18 protein-coding genes are annotated in these 23,053 nt (G+C 42.1%); 9 read left to right on the forward strand and 9 right to left on the reverse strand.

Translation table 11 applies throughout. The annotated features are described in order from the left end of the window. Window positions 1–38: 38 nt before the first annotated feature. On the reverse strand, window positions 39–1,727 hold the full coding sequence (gene ilvD, locus AC1XUE_RS24780) for a dihydroxy-acid dehydratase (RefSeq protein ID WP_483358683.1): 1,689 nt from the start codon (window positions 1,725–1,727) through the stop codon (window positions 39–41). 328 nt (window positions 1,728–2,055) lie between these two features. Between ilvD and murQ the strand changes: the two genes are divergently transcribed. After that, window positions 2,056–2,859, forward strand: coding sequence for an N-acetylmuramic acid 6-phosphate etherase (gene murQ, locus AC1XUE_RS24785; protein WP_483358684.1), 804 nt, complete (start codon window positions 2,056–2,058; stop codon window positions 2,857–2,859). Window positions 2,860–2,912: 53 nt separating this feature from the next. Here murQ and AC1XUE_RS24790 read toward each other — a convergent pair whose 3' ends face one another. Both AC1XUE_RS24790 and AC1XUE_RS24795 read right to left on the reverse strand, forming a co-directional pair. Further along, window positions 2,913–3,698, reverse strand: a complete 786-nt coding sequence (locus AC1XUE_RS24790; RefSeq protein ID WP_483358685.1) for an NIPSNAP family protein — start codon at window positions 3,696–3,698, stop codon at window positions 2,913–2,915. Between the two features lie 76 nt (window positions 3,699–3,774). Beyond that, a complete protein-coding gene (locus tag AC1XUE_RS24795; protein WP_483358686.1) occupies window positions 3,775–4,809 on the reverse strand; it encodes a PorP/SprF family type IX secretion system membrane protein in 1,035 nt (344 codons plus the stop codon). Window positions 4,810–5,089: 280 nt separating this feature from the next. Here AC1XUE_RS24795 and AC1XUE_RS24800 point away from each other — a divergent pair, with 280 nt between their 5' ends. The 3 genes from AC1XUE_RS24800 (at window position 5,090) to AC1XUE_RS24810 (ending at window position 9,601) form a co-directional block, all read left to right on the forward strand. Then, window positions 5,090–7,921 carry a PKD domain-containing protein gene (locus AC1XUE_RS24800; protein WP_483358687.1) on the forward strand — a complete coding sequence of 944 codons (2,832 nt, stop codon included), beginning with the start codon at window positions 5,090–5,092 and terminating at the stop codon, window positions 7,919–7,921. A 113-nt stretch (window positions 7,922–8,034) separates the two neighbouring features. After that, window positions 8,035–9,060 carry a Holliday junction branch migration DNA helicase RuvB gene (gene ruvB, locus AC1XUE_RS24805; RefSeq protein WP_483358688.1) on the forward strand — a complete coding sequence of 342 codons (1,026 nt, stop codon included), beginning with the start codon at window positions 8,035–8,037 and terminating at the stop codon, window positions 9,058–9,060. A gap of 115 nt (window positions 9,061–9,175) precedes the next feature. Beyond that, window positions 9,176–9,601, forward strand: coding sequence for a (deoxy)nucleoside triphosphate pyrophosphohydrolase (locus AC1XUE_RS24810; RefSeq protein ID WP_483358689.1), 426 nt, complete (start codon window positions 9,176–9,178; stop codon window positions 9,599–9,601). Here the strand turns inward: AC1XUE_RS24810 and AC1XUE_RS24815 are convergent. Next, the gene (locus tag AC1XUE_RS24815; RefSeq protein WP_483358690.1) at window positions 9,587–10,948 is read right to left on the reverse strand and encodes a dihydroorotase; all 1,362 of its coding nucleotides are present in this window, start codon (window positions 10,946–10,948) and stop codon (window positions 9,587–9,589) included. The two genes, AC1XUE_RS24810 and AC1XUE_RS24815, sit on opposite strands and share 15 nt — an antisense overlap. 160 nt (window positions 10,949–11,108) lie before the next feature. Here AC1XUE_RS24815 and AC1XUE_RS24820 point away from each other — a divergent pair, with 160 nt between their 5' ends. Beyond that, window positions 11,109–11,804, forward strand: coding sequence for a ComF family protein (locus AC1XUE_RS24820; protein WP_483358691.1), 696 nt, complete (start codon window positions 11,109–11,111; stop codon window positions 11,802–11,804). A 58-nt stretch (window positions 11,805–11,862) separates the two neighbouring features. On the opposite strand, the gene AC1XUE_RS24825 is transcribed toward AC1XUE_RS24820, so the two are convergent. Together AC1XUE_RS24825 and mfd are read right to left on the reverse strand one after the other, a co-directional pair. Then, window positions 11,863–13,119 carry an SUMF1/EgtB/PvdO family nonheme iron enzyme gene (locus AC1XUE_RS24825; protein ID WP_483358692.1) on the reverse strand — a complete coding sequence of 419 codons (1,257 nt, stop codon included), beginning with the start codon at window positions 13,117–13,119 and terminating at the stop codon, window positions 11,863–11,865. Window positions 13,120–13,219: 100 nt separating this feature from the next. Continuing rightward, the gene (gene mfd / locus AC1XUE_RS24830; RefSeq protein WP_483358770.1) at window positions 13,220–16,567 is read right to left on the reverse strand and encodes a transcription-repair coupling factor; all 3,348 of its coding nucleotides are present in this window, start codon (window positions 16,565–16,567) and stop codon (window positions 13,220–13,222) included. A gap of 273 nt (window positions 16,568–16,840) precedes the next feature. On the opposite strand from mfd, the gene pnuC reads away from it, so the two are divergent. Continuing rightward, complete coding sequence (pnuC, locus tag AC1XUE_RS24835; RefSeq protein ID WP_483358693.1) at window positions 16,841–17,506, forward strand: nicotinamide riboside transporter PnuC; 666 nt, start codon at window positions 16,841–16,843, stop codon at window positions 17,504–17,506. A 62-nt stretch (window positions 17,507–17,568) separates the two neighbouring features. Here pnuC and AC1XUE_RS24840 read toward each other — a convergent pair whose 3' ends face one another. The 3 genes from AC1XUE_RS24840 to AC1XUE_RS24850 all read right to left on the reverse strand — a co-directional run bounded on the left by AC1XUE_RS24840 (window position 17,569) and on the right by AC1XUE_RS24850 (window position 18,889). Further along, a complete protein-coding gene (locus tag AC1XUE_RS24840) occupies window positions 17,569–18,012 on the reverse strand; it encodes a barstar family protein (RefSeq protein WP_483358694.1) in 444 nt (147 codons plus the stop codon). Window positions 18,013–18,076: 64 nt separating this feature from the next. After that, the gene (locus tag AC1XUE_RS24845) at window positions 18,077–18,529 is read right to left on the reverse strand and encodes a ribonuclease domain-containing protein (protein WP_483358695.1); all 453 of its coding nucleotides are present in this window, start codon (window positions 18,527–18,529) and stop codon (window positions 18,077–18,079) included. Between the two features lie 63 nt (window positions 18,530–18,592). Then, complete coding sequence (locus tag AC1XUE_RS24850) at window positions 18,593–18,889, reverse strand: muconolactone Delta-isomerase family protein (RefSeq protein WP_483358696.1); 297 nt, start codon at window positions 18,887–18,889, stop codon at window positions 18,593–18,595. A 293-nt stretch (window positions 18,890–19,182) separates the two neighbouring features. Here AC1XUE_RS24850 and AC1XUE_RS24855 point away from each other — a divergent pair, with 293 nt between their 5' ends. The 3 genes from AC1XUE_RS24855 (at window position 19,183) to AC1XUE_RS24865 (ending at window position 23,041) form a co-directional block, all read left to right on the forward strand. Next, window positions 19,183–19,752: an RNA polymerase sigma factor gene (locus tag AC1XUE_RS24855; protein WP_483358697.1), complete on the forward strand. Its 570-nt coding sequence runs from the start codon at window positions 19,183–19,185 to the stop codon at window positions 19,750–19,752. Beyond that, window positions 19,724–21,274 carry an outer membrane beta-barrel protein gene (locus tag AC1XUE_RS24860; RefSeq protein ID WP_483358698.1) on the forward strand — a complete coding sequence of 517 codons (1,551 nt, stop codon included), beginning with the start codon at window positions 19,724–19,726 and terminating at the stop codon, window positions 21,272–21,274. Before AC1XUE_RS24855 ends, AC1XUE_RS24860 begins: the two co-directional genes overlap by 29 nt. Before the next feature lie 471 nt (window positions 21,275–21,745). Beyond that, the gene (locus AC1XUE_RS24865) at window positions 21,746–23,041 is read left to right on the forward strand and encodes an LVIVD repeat-containing protein (RefSeq protein WP_483358699.1); all 1,296 of its coding nucleotides are present in this window, start codon (window positions 21,746–21,748) and stop codon (window positions 23,039–23,041) included. Window positions 23,042–23,053: the final 12 nt, after the last annotated feature.

Genomic DNA, 23,053 nt, shown 5'->3' on the forward strand with positions numbered 1-23,053 from the left:
TTGTCGATTATGTTTCCATAATCTTTAATTCTTTTCTACTATGCTTCGTCAGTTACACATCCTTCACTGGCCGACTTCACCGTACGGATATATCTTCCAAGCATTCCCTTTGTGAATTTTGGCGCTGGTTGTACCCATGCAGCCTTTCTTAAAGCCATTTCTTCATCAGAAATGTGAATAATCAGTTGGCGGGTATTGGCGTCAATGGTGATACGGTCACCGTCTTTAACAAGTGCGATCGGGCCGCCGTCAAATGCCTCCGGTGTAATGTGGCCAACAACAAAACCGTGGGTTCCTCCAGAGAAACGGCCATCTGTGATCAGTGCAATTTTATCACCAAGTCCGGCTCCCATTACAGCGGAAGTCGGTTTTAACATTTCCGACATGCCTGGTCCGCCTTTCGGTCCTGCATTCCGGATCACAACGACATGTCCTTCTTTGATCTCACCTTTGGAAAGCATCGTAATGATCTCAGTTTCGTGCTCACAAATTTTTGCTTCGCCGTCGAAAGTCAAACCTTCTTTACCTGTGATCTTTGCAACCGATCCTTGTGGCGCAAGGTTACCATATAACACCTGAATGTGTCCAGATGGCTTTATCGGTGATTCAAGCGGGAAAATAATCTTCTGTGTTTCAAAATTCAGGTCTGGAGCTTCTGCTAAATCTTCTGCCAAAGTTCTTCCTGTTACGGTAAGACATTCTCCATGAATTAAACCTTTTGAATACAGATATTTCATTACAGCCGGAACGCCACCAATTTCCAGAATATCTTCCATGTAGTATTTACCGCTTGGTTTCAAGTCAGCAATAAATGGAACACGATTAGAGATTTCCTGGATATCATCTAAAGTCAATGGGAGATCCGCCGCACGTGCAATCGCCAAAAAGTGCAAAGCTGCGTTGGTTGAGCCTCCCAATGCCATTACGACTGTGAGTGCATTTTCAAGAGATTCTTTAGTGATGATATCTCTTGGTGTAATGTTCAATTCCAACAGACGTTTCATTGCAACGCCTATTTTTTTACATTCTTCCTGTTTGCCGGCATGGGTTGCAGGATAACTGCTGCTGAAAGGCAGACTTAATCCCATTGCCTCAATGGAAGCAGCCATGGTATTGGCAGTATACATACCACCGCAAGCACCCTGGCCCGGAATTGCATTTTGGATTACACCTTTATAATCTTCGTCGGATATGTTATTTGCAAACTTTTTACCCAAAGCTTCAAATGCAGAAACGATATCCAGTTTTTGTCCTTTATAATGTCCTGAGCGAATCGTTCCGCCATATACCATAATAGCAGGGCGATCCAGGCGTGCCATGGCCATGATGGCGCCAGGCATATTTTTATCACAACCCACAACGGCAATTACACCATCGTACCATTGCGCAGCAACTACAGTTTCAATAGAATCAGCAATGATGTCGCGGCTTGGAAGCGAATAGCGCATACCGTCATTTCCATTTGTCATGCCATCGGACACGCCTATGGTATTAAAAATAAGACCGATCATATCATTGTTTGCCTGAACACCTTGCTTTACATAAACAGCAAGTCCATTCAGGTGCATATTACATGTATTTCCTTCGTAACCCGTACTGGCAATTCCGATTTGAGGCTTTTCCATATCGGCTTCTTTCAAGCCAATGCCATATAACATGGCTTGTGCAGCCGGATTAGTTACCTCCTGGGTTAGGGTTTTTGAAAATTTGTTAAGTTCTGTCGCCATTGCTGAATATGTTGTAAATAAAAAACCTCACTCATTTTGGTGAGCGAGGTATAAGATATCAGGTTGTATATCATCCTCACTCACGCTCTTGGCGTGACAATAACCAGGACTGGAATGAGAATAAATTGTTTCATTACTAAACGTAAATTTTTAATCTAGCGAAATTTCGCTGATTTGCCTATTTCGATACAAATTAGAAGTCAATCTTTTTATTTTCCAAATAACAAAGCATATTTTTGAAAATATTCTTCGATAAATACCAAATTTGCATTGGTGAAAGTCTTCTTTGAAGGAAAAATTATTTTTAGAAATTGAAAACAGCAGCATTATGTTAACTACCGAATCGTCATCCGTTTATAGTAATCTTGAACAGATGAGTGTTCAGGAAATTCTGAATTCAATTAATAAAGAAGACCAAACGGTGCCAAATGCCGTACAGAAATCAATCCCACAAATTGAAGCATTGGTAGAGCAAATCGTACTTAGAATGAAAAATGGCGGGCGTCTGTTCTACATTGGTGCTGGTACAAGCGGCAGGCTGGGAGTTGTGGATGCTTCGGAATGTCCGCCGACTTTCGGTGTCCCTTTTGATCTGGTTGTAGGAATTATTGCAGGAGGTGATACCGCGATACGCAAAGCTGTTGAAAATGCGGAAGATAACTGGGGTCAGGCATGGATCGATTTGGCTCCATATCAGGTCAATGAAAATGATACGCTTATTGGAATAGCCGCTTCCGGCAGAACACCTTATGTGATTGGTGGACTTAACGAAGCAAGAAAAGCAGGGTTGCTTACTGGTTGTGTTGTTTGCAATGATGGTTCGGCGGTAGCAAAAGCATCTGAATTTCCAGTTGAGGTGGTAGTGGGTCCTGAATTTTTAACAGGAAGTACGCGCATGAAATCCGGAACGGCTCAAAAGCTGGTTTTAAATATGATTTCAACCGCCGTTATGATCCGCCTGGGTAAGGTGAAGGGCAACAAGATGGTGGACATGCAAATGACCAATGAAAAGCTGGTGAACCGAGCCATTCATATGATTATTGATGAATTGGGAGTTTCTCCAGACGAAGCAGAATCGCTTTTGGAAGAACATGGAAGTGTAAGAGGGGCGATCGAGGCGGTGAAGAAGTAAAAAAGAGCAATCAGCTTGTATAAGTTGATTGCTCCCAAAAGTGTTGTCAAATTTTAAATATCAGAATACTCAGTTGGGTACAGAAACAACTGCACATTTTTAGATACATTATTCTGATATTCGGGATTTACCTTCAGTTTATTCCATTCAGCATCGTCGCTGAATGATTTCCAATGTGCATCGCGATCTGCTTTATTGGCAAAAGTTGTCATATACATCAGATTTGGCATCTTGCTACCTGCAATAACCTCCCCATAAAATACGGCGTTAAATCCTAATCTTTCGAATAGCGGTATTTCTCCTCCCGCATTGAACATTTTTAGCTTATTCCGATAAATTTTTTCTGTATGCCCTTCATAGCTGCGCAACTCGTATATGCGTTCACTTTTTGGGCCATCCAGTTTGGATTTTGCATGAACCGGCATTTGATCAAAAGCTTGCAAAACAATTGATTCAAATCTGGTGTAAGGTGGATTCGTGTAAGCTGCATCTATGTAATCTTTCCCTGCTGAGGTGTAAGCAGCATCTTTGTCAAGTTGCTTAGGTAGCGTAAGCAATTGATCCAGCGATTTTAATGGAGTAAGTACATATACAAGTTTTCCGGCGGATGCAGTATCTGCAGCAACTGGTTTAAAAACACCGACGCTCTTGATGCCTATTCTGTGTAGGGCTGGTAAATAAGCATTTTTCAGGTATTGTTCGACGCGTGATTCCTGATCAGAATTCTTCACATGATAAATCCTGATTTCATAAAATTCTCTCTTTGGTGGTGCGCTGTAAGCAAATGATTGGATTGCAAAAAGAGTTAAAAGCAATACCAGTTTGGATATTTGATGCATTGGTACGGTTGGTGATTAAGATACATTTTACAAAGACGATCTTCCACCGACTTTACCTTATGCTTGCAAGCAGAAATCAAAATTTAGGACAAGACAACTGTTTTTTGCTGCTTTTGGGACGTTTTTGTTTAGGAGTAAGTGGCTCGAAAATATAAGAGAGCGAAATTTCATGTGCTCCTCCGCTACTGGCTCCCAAAGTAGAGATAGTAGCATCATAGCTATATCCGATCGAAAATTTATCCTGACGAAAACCTGCCAGAAAAATCAGTGATTCGTGGTTATTGATTCCCTGTTCGTATTGTTTGAAAGGTATTCCACGATACCAGGCACCCAGTACAAGTGGTTCCAAGGTAACATAGAGGCCAGCGTCAAACTGGTCATATTTACCTTGTTTTCTGTACATAATAGCAGGAGAAATTGTTTTTTCTTTATCAATTTCATTACCAAGGTAAGTGTAGCCCCCGAATGGAATACGTAAACCTGCCTGAAAGCTTGTTTTCATGGGTAAGCGAGCTTCTTCCACTGTAGAAAAGGCCTGATTGGGTCTGTTGATGTGGTGTGTTGCAATACCAGCCCAGTACCAGTCCGAATAAAGCATCAGTCCTGATCCAAAATCAGCATAATTAACATTGGGGCCACCTTGGGCAAATGGGTCTTGTGAGGGAACACCAGGCTGAAGTCCGCCGTTGGTATATTGATCTCCGAATGTCAGTCCAAAATAATCCAGCGTTCTGGAAGCAAATCCGCCCTGAATACCAAGACGAAGTGAAGTAACGTCATTCAGCTGGATCTGGTACGAGTATTGCAGAGCGATATCGGTTGATTTGAGATTACCAAGTCCCTGGCTGTCCATGGTAACCAGTACTCCCAATCCGCTGTTATAATTAGGCAGAAAAACATCTGCTCCAAAGCTGGTTGTTACAAAATTTGCTGATAATGATGGCCATTGATTCCTGTAATTGACAGTAGCACGTGGCGCCAAAGCTCCTCCAGCCAAAGCAGGGTTCAGGTACAATGGGTTAGCGTAGAACTGAGAAAATTGTGGGTCCTGACTCCAACCTTTCTGGCATAAAAGTGTCAATATCAGAACATATAGTATATGCTTGGCCATAAATTATAATGCTTTATAGGGCTTTTCAGATCGTGATTGGAAAACCTGTAAGAAAATACAAAATATATTTCCACAAAAAGTGGTCAAATTGCGTATTAATATTCAAATTAGAATGGTTTTTATGACATTACCGCACAAAATTTTAACATTTTATTTTCGTTAGAATAGTCGGGTAACACTTGCATCTAAATTGAGTGGTTGGGGGCGATTGATCTAGTAACGAAACATGAGTCGATTTTATAATACACTGTCGCAACATTTTTATTGTTTTTTCTTTTTCATGCTGCTTTTTGCGGTGCATGCGAAAGCACAGGACTTCACGGTTGACGGGCAGTGTATGCTCAATCCCGATTGTGAAGCCGACTCTACTACTTTCACAGATACGCATGCGACGGCTACTGCGTGGCAATGGACTTTTGGGGACGGTGGAACGGATACCAGGAAAATAGCTCAGCATTCCTATGCAATGCCCGGCACATATTCGGTTACCCTGGTTCGGATTCTTCCGTCGGGTGCGACAGAAGCCGTTAGCAAGCAGGTGACCATAGGCGAATTACCACCTCCTTTTCAGGATTGGAAAAGTGATACTACGATTTGTGCGGGTGAAACCATTACACTTGATCCTTACCCCAATGGACCTCCGGAGGGAGCCAAATATATATGGTACCCCAAAGGTGATACGACACAAACTTTACAGGTAGACAGCTCTGGATGTTATTCGGTAGAGGTTATTTTGCCCAACGGCTGTAAGATACAGGATCGGGTTAATGTGAAGGTCTGTATTGAACCACCAGCGCAAGAAGGTTCAAAATGGTTTTTCGGAGGGAATGCCGGGCTCGATTTCTCCAACAATCCGCCTACACCTATTACCGATGGAAAGATTAATACTCCTGAAGGAACTTCCTCAATTGCAAACTCAAACGGGCAGCTCCTATTTTATTCTGATGGGATAAAAATATGGAACCGGGATGGCGACGAAATGCCTTGCCTCAATGCAGCATGTGCGCCTATGAAAGGCAGTCCTAATAGTACGCAGTCTGTGCTCATTGTCCCACAGCCTACTTGTAAGGGCTGTGAATATTTATTTAACGTATTTACAACATCGGACATCAATGGCGAAAAATTGCTGACTGTGAACGTGGTGGATATGCGCAGAGAAAATGGTAAAGGTGCTATCATTGAACAAAATACTACGCTACAGGAGCCTACTACAGAACGTCTTGCTTCTGTTCGTAACGACCGTGATAGTACTTATTGGGTTATTTCTCACGATTATGGTACTAACAAATTCAGAATTTTCCATGCAACTACAGGCGGTTTGGTTGAAACAAGTGCCCCGGAACTAGGTATCGCACATGATAGCTTGCACAAGGCCGAAGGGTACATGAAGTTTTCGTCGCCGGATACGACTACAGGGCAAAGACGTTTGGCGGTAATCGTGCCAGGTCCACCTACCAATTATGTCGATTTGTTTTATTTCAACGATTCCACAGGAACGCTTACACATGATAAAACAGTAAACCTTGGTTCGGCACCTCCTACAGCTTATGGTATTGAATTCTCTTCATCGGGAGAAAAAATGTATGTTTCCTTTCAGGGAGCAAATGGTACGAAGTCCCAATTGAAGCAATATGATCTTACCATGCCGGATAGCCTTCTTACCGAGACTGCCATTGTCATAGACAGTTCGGCGACTGAGAAATATGGTGCACTACAGTATGCGCCGGATGGTAAGATATATATGGCTATAGAAGGAAGTGATTATTTGGCAGTGGTAGGAAAGCCCGAAGGAAATTCGATCAGGGGAGTAGAATATGAAAAAGAAGGTGTTAGTCTGGGAGGAAAGAAGAGCCAGCTAGGTTTACCATCTATGGTGCAGGATTTTAGTCAGGATGGCTCTGGGGCCGGATTTGAAGCAGATGGTTTCTGTACCAATGAACCTACTACTTTCGAAGCGAGCCCCGTCTGCGATCCTTTAAAGAACACCTATGCATGGGATTTTAATTATAATCGCGAATCTCCCAATTTTTCAGCCCCGTCCGAACAACAACAAACAACGCATACGTATACTGAGGCCGGGACATATCAGGTAGCGCTGTTACTAACTGTCGAAAATTGCAGAGATACCATAGTCGTTCAGGAAGTCACTATTTATGATACGCCTGATGCTATTAATCTTGGACCGGATAAAGATACCTGCGGTGCTTATGTGCCTTTAAGAATTAATGTTGAAGCAGAAAATTATCTTTGGGTAAGAAGAGGAAGGATCATCAGCCGTCAGAGAGAATACCGTGCTACTGCAACAGGCGACTATATCGGATATGCTTATAACGGACCTAATCAGGATTGTTTTTCTTCAGATACGATCAAGATTACATTACGTACACCACCGCCATTTTCTATAGGAGCAGACACAACCATGTGTCGTGATAGTTCCATTACGCTTGCTGTACAGAACCCTCGCTGGATAGAATACAATTGGAGTACAGGAGAAACAACCAAAGAAATAACTGTAAACGCGCCGGGCCAGTATTCTGTAATTGTGAAGGATGGAAATGACTGTTATAATTCTGATACATTAAATGTGTCGGAACTGCCGTCACCTATTCTGAACCTGATTCCCGAATATGTGATCTGTATTCCTGACGGCGCATCTGTCATATTGGATGCAAACGGAGTCGGCAACCTGGAGTATGAATGGCAGCACTCGGGAGAAACCACTAAGACAGTTACAGTAAACACAGAAGGTACATATAGTGTAGTGGCTACTAATACGGATGGTTGTGCAACGGAGAAATCCACCAATGTTGTTGACAAATGTGAGCCACGATTCTTTATTCCGGATGCGTTTACGCCGGACGGAAACGGACCACAGACCAACGAGCGACTGGAGATTTTCGGAGCCTACTATACTAAATTTACTATAAGAATATACAATAGATGGGGAGAAGTAATCTATGCTACAGAGAGTCTTGAAGATCGCTGGGACGGGACATACAAAGGTGTGAAAGTACAACCCGGTGTATATCCATATGTTATCTCTTACGAAGCTCTTTATTTTCCGGAAAGAAATCCTGTGGTGAAGCGCGGTTCAGTGATGGTGATCCGATAGCTAATTTCGGTTTTGCCGATTATAACGGTTATTTTTGTGTAAATAACACAAATAGTTATAAGCCGGATTGTCGGGACATTCTGATAATTTCCGGTTGCTTATAATTCAGAATTATGCGCCAGGATTACTTGTCAGGAGATGGAGAGAATCTTTCCAATACCGAAAAGGAAATAGAGAGGGCTTTACGTCCATTGTCATTTGATGACTTTACCGGTCAGGATAAAATTCTTGAAAATCTTAAAATTTTCGTGCAGGCAGCTCGCCAGCGTGGTGAAGCACTGGATCATGTATTACTGCATGGACCTCCGGGGCTTGGAAAAACAACGCTTTCTAACATTGTAGCCAATGAGCTCGGATCAGGAATTAAAATCACATCTGGTCCTGTGCTTGATAAACCGAGTGATCTTGCCGGATTATTGACGAATCTTCAGGAGCATGATGTTCTTTTTATAGATGAAATCCACAGGCTTAATCCAATTGTGGAAGAGTATCTGTATTCAGCCATGGAAGATTATAAGATTGATATCATGTTGGATAGTGGCCCGAATGCCCGTAGCATTCAAATCGGTTTGAATCCCTTTACATTGATCGGAGCAACTACGAGGGCAGGAATGCTTACCTCTCCTTTGAGGGCGCGGTTTGGAATTAATGCAAGGCTGGAATATTATGATGCTCAGCTTCTTACTACCATTCTTAAGCGCTCTGCAGCCATTTTGGGAACGCCTATTGATGCTGATGCTGCTTTTGAGATAGCAAGGCGCAGTCGGGGAACACCGCGTATTGCCAATAACCTTTTAAGACGTACCAGAGATTTTGCACAGGTAAAGGGAGATGGGAAAATTACCATTCCAATTGCAGAGATAGCACTGCATGCACTTGATGTAGATCAGAATGGGTTGGATGAAATGGATAACCGGATTCTAAGTACAATAATAGAAAAATTCAAAGGTGGGCCGGTCGGACTGTCGACAATAGCCACTGCTTGCGGAGAGGAAGCGGAGACTATTGAGGAAGTGTATGAGCCATTTTTGATACAGGAGGGATATATGAAAAGAACTTCGAGAGGGCGGGAGGTGACAGAAAAAGCCTACAGACATCTAGGTGTCTTACCGAGACACAGATCTGGTGAGCTGTTCTGATAATCGCGTTACCACCAGATTATTAAATAATTATCTCGTCGGAATCGGTATTTGATCTGTATCATTTTAGTACAAAATTTCGTACTTTTGCGGAGAATTTAGTGTAACCTGGTGTATGATTGAAACTTTAATTCCTGTAAAGTTAATAGTGAGAGTACCATGTGCTGTGATCGAACACAATGGAAAGATATTGGCAGGTCAGAGAAGTTCGGCGTTATCATTTCCTCTGAAATGGGAGTTCCCTGGAGGAAAGCAGGAGGAAAATGAAACGGATGAGCAAACTCTTGCCAGAGAAATACAGGAAGAATTAGGGGTTAAGATCAGGGTTATCCGATCATTACCAGTAACAGTAAAAGATCAGGAATGGCGTGAAATTGTGCTGGTTCCTTTTGTATGCGAGCTGATAACTACAGATATCATACTCACTTCAGAGCACGAACAGATTATGTGGCTGGATCCCGATGATCTACCTTCTCTCGACTGGACAGAAGGCGATCTTGGGATCATTCAGAGCTACTACCAGTATTTAGCGGTTAAATAGTAATCTCTGTCCTTTTACTGTCTCGTCAAATTTGCCGTTTTCGTATACAAGGTGCCCCGATACAAATGTATGCGTAACACGTGATCCGAAATCTGTCCCCTCAAAAGGAGACCATCCGCATTTGGCATATATATTGGAACTTTCAACATGTGTATTGCCATTGATGTCGATCAAAACGAGATCCGCATGGTACCCCTCACGTATATAGCCCCGCTTATCAATCTGAAAACAATCCGCTACGGAATGTGTCATTTTCTCTATCGCCGTTTCCAGGGATATCTTTCCCTGCTTACTTAATTCGATCATCACATTCAGACTGTGCTGAACCAAAGGCAGGCCAGAAGGTGATTGCCAGTAAGGTTGTGCTTTTTCTTCAATGGTATGCGGCGCATGATCCGTTGCAATGACGTCGATCCTGTTTTCTATAAGTGCCTGTAATATGGCCTGCTTATGGTGAGGTGCCTTAATGGATGGATTGCATTTGATCTTATTGCCGAGTACATGATAGTCCTCCGCATCAAACCATAAGTGGTGTACACAGGCTTCAGCAGTAATGAGCTTAGGCTCATTGTTTGCCAATACGATATTGCCATTTTTACGCTCTCCAACCTCAAACAGATAAACTTCTTCACCTGTTGAAATATGTAAAATATGCAGACGGGTATTGTGTTTATGTGCCAGTGAAACCGCAAAAGTGGAAGAAGCCAGGCAAGCTTCTTCATTCCGTACCAATGCATGAATATTATAGGGTACGTTCTCTCCGTACTTTTCTTTATAAAATTCCATACGCTGCTTCACCGTCGGCTCATCTTCGCAGTGGGTTGCAATAAGACAAGGGGCATTGGCAAAAACTTTTTCCAGTACTTCCGGTGCATCTACCAGCATATTTCCTGTCGACGAGCCCATAAATATCTTTATTCCACAAACTTCTCTGGGATCCGTTCGCATCACTTCATCATAGTTGTCATTTGAAGCACCCATGAAGAAGGAATAGTTGGCCAGTGATGTGTCCTTTCCGATCTGATATTTATCAGCAAGCAGAGGTTGCGTGAGTGCGTTTGGAACTGTATTCGGCATTTCCATGAATGACGTGACACCTCCTGCAACTGCAGCCTTAGATTCTGTATAGATATTGGCTTTATGTGTTAGTCCGGGCTCCCGAAAATGCACCTGATCGTCAATAATGCCCGGGATTAAATGTAATCCTTGTGCATCGATCACCCTATCGGCATTCAGGTGTTGCAGATCTTTACCGATACGAGAAATGTGACCATCAGCTATTAGTACGTCAGATTGCTGAATAGCATTTTCGTTTACTACCAGGGCATTTACAATAAGCGTTTTCATTCCGGATCAGGATTTAGTGTCCCTGCAAAGTTATTCAGTACCGGCACAATTCCGAATGATATCTAAAGCGCTTTTTTCTTTATTTCAGTCATTTTGAAACAAGTAGGACTGGGTTGAAATTAAAATATTTTCCAACCATCTCATGTATTGACTATTAGATATGGTAAAACTGAAAAGTCTGTTGCTTGATTTTGTAGATCTCATTTTTCCGCGGTGTTGTGAAGCTTGTGATAAAAGCTTGCTTGGAAATGAAGAAACGATCTGTACGATTTGCCGAATAACATTACCCAGGATTGAGAAAGACGGTGTTTATGCTGAAGACATTAAGTATCGTTTTGTAAACATCCCGGAAGTGCTTTCTACGCAATCATTTTTACTTTTTACAAAAAGAGGAAAAGTACAAAGATTGCTGCATGGGCTCAAATACCGAGGCAACAAAGAAATTGGTTTGTTATTAGGATCGATGTTTGGACAGGAACTGATGCAGGAGGGAAGACTTCCTTCCGCGGAGTTAATTATTAGTGTTCCGTTACACAAACGTAAAATGGCAAAAAGAGGCTTCAATCAAAGTGATCTTCTAGCGGAAGGTCTGGCTAAGGTAACAGGAATTCCATGGAGTGCTACTGCACTTGCACGTCATAAATATACGGAAACGCAAACCGGAAAAAGTAAGCAGGAGCGCCAGGAGAATGTTGCTGGTGTATTTAATGCAGCGCCGGACTTGAACTGCAGGAGTGTAATATTAATAGATGATGTGCTAACTACTGGTGCTACTTTGGGCGCTTGTATAGAGACCTTAAAAACAGCAGGATGTACAGAATTTCATATATTCACAATTGCTGTAGCACAACATTAATTACAAAAAGAGCCGCTGTTCCTGATGAACAACGGCTCTTTTAAAATATCTGGTGTTATTATTTTCTACTTCCTGTTGCAATCATTGCGCAACGGAAACCTACCATTGCAGTTGCAGAGTCCTGATCCATATAGCGACGAGTTCCCGGAGACAACCAATATGCTACATCTGACCATGAGCCACCTTTGTAAACACGCAGGTTATCATTGATCACAGAGTTTGAATTCTTTGTATCGTAGTTTTTAGCATCATCCTGATAACCATCACGGCGGAAAGAGTTCAAATCGTTTACGTCAGTATTAGACATCGGACGATACACGTCATAAACCCACTCACTTACATTACCAGCCATGTCATACAAACCATTGTCGTTAGCTGGGTATGAACGAATTTCCTGTGTGATGATAGCGCCATCATTGGATTTTCCTGCAATACCGGCATAGTCACCAGGGCCACGCTTGAAATTGGCCAACATGGTTCCCTGTTTGCGGCCACGCGGGTTACGCATCGTAGAGCCATCCCATGGATAAATTCTTTGGTTTGACTGGTTTTCATCCGAATACTGTGTTCCGATCATTGCAATCGCAGCATATTCAAACTCGGCTTCGGTTGGAAGACGATATGGAGGCATAACATAGCCACTCTCAATTCTAAGCTGAGGAGCTGGTCCTGAACTTGCCACAGCTTCCGCTTCTGCTTCCGCCGCTGCTTTTTTCTTTTTACCGAAAGAAAGCCCTTTTTTCTTACCAGCTGCAGCACCTGCAGTATTGTTGGCCTGGCTCACAGCAGCTGTACGCCATGCGCAGTAATCATTAGCCTGTACCCATGATACACCCACCACCGGATATAGGCGGAAACCCGGGTGACGCAGATACATCGTTACATAAGAATCGTTGAATGACAGTTCATTAAACCAAACTGCTGTATCAGGTAAAGCTTTCGCATAGAACTCTTCAGAAGAATCTCTTTGAACTGCATTTAAATACTCAAGATAGTGAACGTTAGCAACCTCCGTCTGATCCATATAGAAAGACTGGATACTTACAGTACGTTTTGGATTATCTCTTCTTCCCATTACATCTTCTTCCAAAGAACCCATGGTGAATCGACCTCCTTCGATGTAAACAAGGTCAGGGCCGGCAGGCAGTGCCTTGTATTGTTTAACTTCAAAGCCATCTTTACCATTATAAGCCAAGCCAGTTTTAGAGCTGCTTTTACCCGGCTTCAAGCTGGTAGGCCTTTTTTTATTACAGGAAGTGGCCGCTATTAACACAACTAAAATCAGTGCGATTGACCGGATACCCATCTTATGCATGCAAATCATTGCTTTAAAGTGACTTAAGTGTTTTTCTTTTTTTATAGTATGCGAAACCGCAAATGTATGAAATGAATCGAAATTATTCTTTAAAACTTCTTTATTGGGTCATCTCCATCAAAATTTTCCTTCCCTGATCTATATTTTTGACATTTTCGCAAATCAGAATCAACTTCCCTTTCTGATCTTTGAAGGACATTTCTTTAGGATGCGTTTTAATATAGTCAATAACACGACCAAACTTCGCTGATTGGAAAAATGCGTCATTCTGCGAAGTAACGAAGTATCCTTTCATTGTATTGTTTTTTAATGTCAGTTTTTCAAAGCACAGGCTCTCTGCTTCCCATCTTAATCTCACTGTTTTCAGAAGATCCTGAACCTCAGATGGCACGGGGCCGAACCTGTCAAGAATCTCTTGCTCAAATTTTCCAAGTTCAGCATCTGTTTCGATATTATCCAGACGGGTATATAACGAAAGTCTTTCTGAAATATTCTTGACATAATTATCCGGAATCAGTGTTGCAAAATCTGTTTCGATCTGGCAGTCGGCAACGAGCTTATCAGGAAGGCTTAATGTTCCGGCAAAGAGATCTTTAAACTCATTATTTTTTAATTCTTTTACTGCCTCATCCAGCATTTTGTGATATAATTCATACCCAAGATCATTTACAAAACCGCTTTGCTCTGCTCCTAAAAGGTTTCCTGCACCACGGATATCAAGATCTCTCATCGCCACTTTGAAACCGTCACCGAGTTCGGAGAATTCCTCCAGTGTCTGAAGACGTTTACGTGAATCGCTGGCCAGTGTCGACATCGAAGGTGTTACAAGATAACAGAATGCTTTTCTATTGGACCGACCTACACGACCACGCATCTGGTGAAGATCCGAAAGTCCGAACATGTGTGCGGAGTTGATGATAATCGTATTGGCATTCGGAATATCAATACCTGATTCAATGATATTGGTAGAAACCAGAATGTCATATTCACCCTCTATGAAGTTGACCATCACTTTTTCCAGTTTGTCCCCGTCCATTTGTCCGTGAGCTACTCCGATACGTACATCCGGAACCAATCGCATGATGATATTGGCAATTGATTCAATATCGTTGACACGGTTGTGAACAAAAAATACCTGCCCGCCACGTTGTACTTCAAAACTGATGGCATCGCGGATAAACTCTTCACTGAAAGTATGCACTTCAGTGGTGACCGGCTGGCGGTTAGGCGGTGGCGTTGCAATAACGGATAAATCTCTCGCTCCGAGAAGAGAAAAATGAAGCGTACGCGGAATAGGTGTTGCAGTTAATGTCAGGACGTCTACATTTACACGCATTTCTTTTAAGCGGTCTTTCGCTTTTACACCAAATTTTTGCTCTTCATCTACAATCAAAAGTCCAAGATCCTTAAACTTCACATCCTTATTCAGAATACGATGTGTACCAATCAGTATATCAATTTTACCTTCTTCGGTCTGTTTCAGTGTGTCTTTAATTTCTTTTGGCGATTTGAAACGATTGATGTAACCAACACGTGCCGGGAAATCTGAAAGTCTGTCAGCGAAAGTTTTGTAATGCTGCATCGCCAGGATCGTAGTGGGAACCAGTACTGCTACCTGTTTATTGTCACATACAGCTTTAAACGCAGCACGGATTGCAATTTCTGTTTTGCCAAAACCCACATCACCACACACAAGGCGATCCATTGGATGCCCTTTTTCCATGTCATCTTTTACATTTGCAGTGGCAGTGGCCTGGTCTGGCGTGTCTTCATATATAAAGGAAGATTCCAACTCGGCCTGCATGTAGTTATCAGGAGAAAACGGAAAGCCCGGGGCCTGCCTGCGCTTGGCATACAGGGCAATGAGCTCATGAGCAATATCTTTAAGTTGTTTCTTAACCTTCGATTTTTTTGCTTCCCATTCGCCGGAGCCTAGTTTACTCATGGTAGGAGGCGTGCCTTCCTTGCCTGTATACTTGGCTATTTTGTGAAGGTTATGCACGCTTACGTACAAAAGGTCATTGTCACGGTAAATGAGTCGGATAGCTTCCTGCTCTTTCCCGTTCACATCTTTTCTCTCCAAGCCGGCAAAACGACCTATACCGTAATCTACGTGTGTTACAAAATCGCCCACATGAAGGGAACGTAACTCCTTCATGGTAATGGCTTTGGACTTGCTGAATTTTTCTTTCAGCCTGTATTTGTAAAAACGGTCAAAGATCTGATGATCCGTATAACATGCCACTTTCAGGTTTTCATCCAAAAATCCGCTGCGTAGCGATATGTGCATTGCCTGAAACTTCAGGAAGGGATCCAGGTCATTGAAAATTCTTTCCAGGCGCTCCAGCTGTTTGGGTTGCTCGGAAGCGATGATATTTACATAACCTTTGGATTGGTTTTCAAGCAGATCGTCCAGTAATCGCTTAAAATCTTTATTAAATGAAGGCTGTGGTTTAGAAGCATAGGGCAAACGGTTCTCCGTTTTAAAATAAAACCGCTTACCAAACTCAACTGTTTTGAATTTTTTGATCAGGTTGAGAAAACCTCTCCTCGTTTCGAACAAGTCCTGAGGATTGGATACGATCTGTACGCCACCAGAGGTAACTTCCTGCAGCGCCCGTTCAGCTTTTTCAAAACATTTTTCAATTACCTCCAGTGAAATCTCTGCATCCTTGAACCAAAGAATAGCTGTATCGGGGAAAAAGCTAAAAAAAGATTCCCTGGTTTCCTGTGTAAGCTTTTGCTGTATATCAGGGACGATATTGATTTGCTTGGCGGTCTCAATAGAAAGCTGTGTATCCGGATCAAAGGATCGGATTGTTTCTACTTCATCGCCGAAGAGTTCGATACGGAAAGGGTGTTCGCTGGCAAATGAGAAAACGTCAATAATACCACCACGAACTGAGAACTGCCCTGCTTCAAAAACAAAATCGGTCATTTCAAAACCGTAGCTGCCAAGAAACTCCGTCAGGAAAGAAGGATCCAGCTTTTCACCTACTTTCACTGAAAAAGTATTTGCTTTCAGCGAGCGCTTGTTAATTACCTTTTCAAACAGTGCTTCCGGGTAAGTAACAATCTGAAAGTTGCCGGGCTTCGAAACATTCAGTTTGTTAAGGATTTCGCCACGCATGAGCACGTTGGCATTGTCCACCTCTTCATACTGATAAGGACGCTTATAGGATGTCGGATAAAAAAGTACTTCCGTTTTTCCAAGCAGATTTTGCAAATCATTCTGGAAATACGCGGCTTCTTCTCTGTCCGTCAAAATGTATAAAGCAGGCCCGGGTTTCTTTTGTTGAATGGACGCGCAAAGTACAGCATCAAGGCTACCAGTAAGTCCTTTAATTTGTACATGGTCAAACTCAGGACTTTTGGAATTAATTTGTGTCAGGAAAAGATCAAGGTAACTATCTCCTCCATAAAGCTTTAATAAGTCTTTAACTTCCAACGTAGTTATATAATTGGACGAATACTGGTTGTAATAAAAGCAGTACAGATCCGGTTTAGATACAATATTATTTTTCCCGGGATGATTTTCAACCTCTGAAATGCAAAAAGCCGCTACAGAAAATTCTCCGTCCGGCACTTATTGATAACAGCAGAAACTTTCCTTTTGTTACTGCTACTGAATTTTATACAAAAATAATGTAAAACAAAGCTCAGAACATGATGTTTACCCCAAATTGCATTAATTTTCAGGCCAGGACAATTTGACGGGCCCATGACTAAGCCCGTATTTGCCTTTACAAAAATACTGACAATGATCGATTGGCTCAACGAGGCTGTTTCCATGTATGGCATAGGCACTACTCCATTAGAAATTCTTGGATTTATCACTGGTGCAATATGTGTCTATCTGAATACGAGACAAAATGTTTTGGGCTGGTTTTTCGGAATTGTGAATGCTGTACTTTATGCTGCAGTATTCTGGCAGGTAAATTTGTATGCCGATATGGGCTTACAAGGATATTACTTTTTCACGAGCATGTACGGCTGGTGGATGTGGATGTACGGAGGCAAAAGCCATGATGGTGTTATCGTTTCCCGCACGCCTGGTCGTCTTTACGTTATCTTTGGCCTGATTTTCATCGTTGCTTCACTTTCCTGGGGCTTTTTATTGGGAAGATTTACAGACGCAAGTCTTTCTTATGCTGATTCTGCCCTAACGGTAGCCAGCCTGATCGCACAATGGATGATGGCGCGCAAATACATCGAGAACTGGATTATCTGGATTGTTGCCGATGCTTGCTACGTTGGTATGTATTTCTTCAAGGACTTGCACCTCACAGCAATTCTCTATTTCGTGTTTTTGGTGCTGGCTGTCATCGGTTATCTACAATGGAAGCGGGATTTGCCCTCCGGTCTGAACGCCCAGAAGGCGGTATGAACGATAATTGACTCAAAAGCCAGTTTGAGCAATGGATGTACAAAATTCGGTTTGACTGAAAATTAAGCAACCGACCCAAACGGAATTTCCTGTTCTTCAAGCAAAGTTCTGATCCGATCCGAATCTCCGAAAACAATACGCAAACTTTTCTTAGACGATTCGTCATCTTCATCCATCCATTTCCAGTCTTCGGCAGTAGCATCAAAAATATCAAGAATAGTCAGAATACGGTCATCTCCTTTTTCTTTAGAAAGCCACTCGGTTGAATGGCTGATATAGATCACAACCTCTTCCTGTTCAATCCATTCCAGATCGTTGATCATCTCATCCAAAGCATCCAGATTCTTACCTGAGTAATCGGAAAATTGAAGAGCTTGTCCGATCTGCTCATGGAATTCTTTCATGGACGTCGCTTTTTGTCCATTCACCTCACCGATAAAAGCTTTTGGAAATATATTTTTGAGATTTTCCGTACCACTGGTGAGCAAAAAGTGTGTGTTTTTCATAGAAATCAATATGCAGACTGTTGAATATCAAAGTTAAGGATTGTGTTGTTGCGCTTTGTTATGCTTATTTTAATTCTTCAAATGTTTCATAGTGATCCCGGGTGTACCAGGCTCTTTTTTCGGATGTCACCAACCTTTCAGCTCCGCGGTCTTTTCCTTGCTCTTTAGGATTCACGTCCCATTCTCTGTATCTGGCCGGTTTATTCATATAATCCTTTTGAGGGAGCCGTTTTTCGTAGTTTCCGAATTTTCGTCCGCCTACATAACCCGCCGGAGCGGCATTGTGCTTTCTGATATAAGTCAGCAAGGTATATGCCTTTTCAGGGATGTTTCCCTCATTCCTCCGGCTTGCCTGCTTTCTGTAATTACCCTTTGTTCTTTGCGCATTTTCTGAAAGGGAATGATTCTGTTTTGCAGGCGTTTTTTCTTGCTGTGAATTCTGCCCCGGCTGGCATGCTAAAATAATAAATACCAGCAGACAGCCAAAATAGTTGCGGAAAAACAGGGAGAGTGACATTGATGTGTTTTTTTATCAAAAAATGCCTCACCATTGGATGAATAGTAAGGCATTGTAACGGTGCTAATTTAGTGAAAACATGGGCAGTCGCAATGCAACCACATTGTTGAACATGAGTCTGCATATTTTTGGATCCATGAAATCAATCAATGGAAACTCAGAAACGATAGACATTACCTCGAACTCACTTTCTGCTCTTACCACACACCAAAGTTTCGAATAATCGTCCGATAACGCATAGGACATCAAAGTGCCCTGCTCCATCATTTCATTAATTTTCTTTCTCTGTGCAGGTATTTTTGCTGTAAATTCTTCCGACATCACAGCCGGAAGCATGATTTCAACCATATACTGGCTCATGGGCGATAGAAGGTTAGGTGTACAGAAATACCTTAAATTTTACTCCTTTATAAAAGGAAATGGACAACTTAATAGTTCCAGTGCTTTTAACGACAATCTGTTGCTTTCGATTTGGCAGACACTGTAATTTATTTTTTTATAGCTTCCAACCTTTATGAAAATGCCTGTGTCATACTGAATGCCGGTCAGGTATATTATAGCTGACCAAATGATTAAAAAACAGTATTCAACTATCTTTGGGGATAGAGGTGCTGATTAAAATATAAACCGAACGAAGCACCCCTAAACTTCGGATGACCTTTAACGAACAGGAATTGGTGAATGGCTGTAAGCAGCGCAACCGGCTCGCTCAAAAACAATTATATGATGTTTTTGGGGGTAAGTTGTTTGCTATATGCCTGCGCTACACCAAAAACCGGGCCGATGCAGAGGATGTATTACAGGATGCATTTATAAAAATTTATGAGAATATAAGTTCATTCAGGAATGACAGTCCACTGGAATATTGGTTAAGATCAGTCGTAGTAAATACAGCTCTGAATCATCTCAGGCAACAAAAGTATGTGAAAGACCTGGATGATATAGAAGTGTATGAAAATGGTATTGCAGACAGAGAGATTACGCTTGGCAATTTTCAAATGCAACAGCTGATGGGATTTATTCAAGAGCTGCCACCCGGATGTCAGGTAATATTCAATCTGTATGCAATAGAAGGATATCAACATAACGAAATTGCTCAGAAGCTGGGCATATCTGAGGGGACCTCAAAATCACAATACGCGAGAGCCAGAGGAATACTTCAGCAAAAACTGAACAAGGAAAAAAGATTTGACGATGGATCCGTCCGAAATAAACAATTTTGAAAATCAATGGAAAAAGGCCTTCGATGAAGCCTCTGAAACTCCCCCGCCTTCGGTATGGGAAAATATAGAGGTGCGCCTTGACCGTGATGAAAATGATATAGTTCCGCTTTGGTGGCGTACGCCAAAGCTTTGGTATGCTGCTGCGTCAATCATTGCACTTTTGGTTGTAGGAGGAGGTTATTTCGTTAATAATTCTTCTGAAACCGGTTCAGGAGTATTAAAAGAAATGGCTGAAAAATCACCCGAGTCAGAAAAAGCGGATAATGATCTTACAAAAGATACTCCCCGGTCGTCTGAAGATATTAAGAAACAAAAAGTGGAGGGAAAAGAATCTTTCCCGGAAAGGGCTCCTGTGAAGCATGAAGGTAGTCTGGCTGGTTCCAAGCAGAAAAAACCAAAAGAAAATCATTTTGACATCACTGCAGAAACATCGTCTGCATGGGCAGCCAGAGCAGGTCACGTTGGAAATAGTAAAAATGATGTTGGTAGTACAGCGAATGAATCATTTTCCGAGACTGCATCAGCATTTGACAGGAAGGAAGTGAATAGCATCACAGACATACCACAAGCAAGTTTACTGGCACAGGCAGCACAGTCGGGTTTAGAGTTGGAAACTTTGGAAGGGATAGGAGTTACTGAACTAGATGTTTTTATTCAAAAACGCTATGTTTTCTACAAACAAGATTCTCCCGAGGAAGAGAAATTGCCAGAACCGAAGCAAAAAGGAGAATATTGGGCGGGTATCGGTCTTATGCCGGCTAGTTTTAACCCTGATGTTCAGATAAGGCAAACTGCTCCCAGTTTTTATTCAGCTCAAAATTTGAATTCACTGCAATCTTCGGGGCAAAGGGGTACAACAGGGACTAGCAAAGCAGGGAATTCTTATGCTGTACAAACCCAGGGCGGTATGAAGATATCAAAACATTGGTCTCTGGAAATGGGGGTTAACTATCTGAGAGCTAACTCAAGTTATGAGGGTGGAGGATATGTATTAAATACTTCGAGCGCAAGGTCTGCCAATATGTTAGAGGATGCGTTAGTTAATTTATCTACATCAACATCTAAAGCTTTTCCTGACAGCTATCCTGTTTCACCCGGGCAAGGCGGGGGAGAAGCCTATGAGGGCCTGAGTGGTAATGCATTTATTGATGTTAACAGAAATGTGAGTAATAATTATCAGTACTTACAATTGCCATTACAAGCCGGTTTTACGCTGCGGCCAGATAAAAAGCTGAGTTATTCACTCCTCGGAGGCATGATGGCCAATTTTTTTCTTAGCAATGAGCTGGAATCTGCCGCAGGACAAATGATTAGAACTACAGCCAGCGACGAGGTATATAGAAGTATGAATTGGGCGGCGACGACGGGTTTAAGACTTAACTATAAGGTATCATCCAGGTGGAAAACAACCCTGATGGGCTCCTATCAGAAGGCAGTATCATCAGGAGTGAGAGCGAATCAAAGCCTGGAATCTCATCCGTATCTCTACGGTGTTTCATGGGGAATGAGATATTCTTTCTAAATTTTTTCAGAAGGTTTCCAACCATTTCATGGATATGCGACTCTTTCTTTTAATAGAACTAGTTTGACTGGGAAACTGTGGAGTACAAAATAATGAATCTTTAAAATCTATTAGCCATTTTAAAATCAGGCCGTCCCAGAAGGGTCATTGGCTGTCAGCTATCGACTTTTAGTTTTAAGCTAAGTAATTACTATCATTTATAAGAATTAGACTTAAATAAGGGTGATGGACTATTAGCTGAAGAGCTGACTTCAATATTCAAAGAATTGCCGAATGCTGATTACAGAGAATGAACAGCTAAGGCTAAGTTAAAAAATACTGGTTTCCAGTATTTTCGGGGTGCGTTATCGTCCGAAGGCCTTGCTTTCGGACGATTTTGTTTACGGGTTTCCAACCATTTTGTAACTGATGTAGTCATTGCATTATATCGTAAACGAATATAACATCTTCTATAATTTAAAGCCTGATTACATGAAGACAAAATTACTCTCCCTGATCGTCACATTGTTGGCTACCACGATGTGGTCTTGCAACGACAACTGTAAGGAAACGCGTGTTACCCGCCAATTTACCCAGGTAACACGTTCTCTGATGGAAATGCGTACACAGGTACAAGCCGGAAACGCACGACAATTGGATCGCCCTGGAAAAATCTACGTAAAGGGCAACTATTTATTTATCAATGAGATCAAGAAGGGCATCCATGTTTTGGATAACAGCGATCCTGCGAATCCAAAATTTGTTTCTTTCATCAATATTCCGGGTAACGGAGATATAGCTGTACGCGACCAGACACTTTATGCGGATAGCTTTTCAGATCTGGTAGCACTGGATATTAGTGACCCTGAGAATGCGAAGGAAACGAGTCGTGTAAAAAATGTATTTAAGAACGGTAGTTTCGACGGAGGATTCTGGACATTGAATGAGTCGGTAGGTGCTATCAATGATCAGGATGTCCGCTTGGTGACTGAAACGATTAGGACAAACTGTGAAGATATCCAGTTACCTAACACATGGTGGGGCGGACCCTGGATTTTCTTTTCTGACATGGTTTCATTAAGTTCATCTGCTAGTGCTTCATCCAGCTCTGGCGGAAGCAACGGCCAGGCCGGTTCGATGGCTCGCTTCGCTCTGCACCAGAATTTTCTTTATGCTGTAGGCCAGAACAATCTGCAGTTATTCAATATTAATAACCCTGCAAATCCTCAGCAATCCACAACTATTAATGTAGGCTGGGGAATCGAAACGATTTTCCCCTATCAGAATAAACTTTTCATCGGCTCCACTACGGGAATGTACATCTACGATAACAGCAATCCTGCTGAGCCCAAACAACTTTCCGTTTTTCAGCATGGACGAGCCTGTGATCCCGTGGTAGTTCATAATGATGTGGCCTATGTAACACTTCGAACCGGTAATGCCTGTGCAGGAGCGCAAAATCAGTTGGACTTGGTGGATGTTAGTAATGCATCCAGCCCGCAACTGATTAAAAGTTATCAGATGCAAAATCCGCATGGGTTAAGTATTGATTTCCCGACACTTTATCTATGCGAGGGAGAACATGGTTTGAAATTATTTGATGTGAAAGACAAATTTGCTGTTGATAAGAATCAGATTGCTCATTTCAAAGGGATGGATGCCTATGATGTAATTTCATTAGGTAAAACTTTGCTTCTGATTGGGAAAGACGGATTCTATCAGTACGACGCTTCAAACCCTCATGATTTGAAGCAAATCAGTAAAATTCCTGTAGGAAAATCCATCTAAGGTCTCACATCA

Source organism: Dyadobacter sp. HNCC25DJ187, assembly GCF_056895255.1.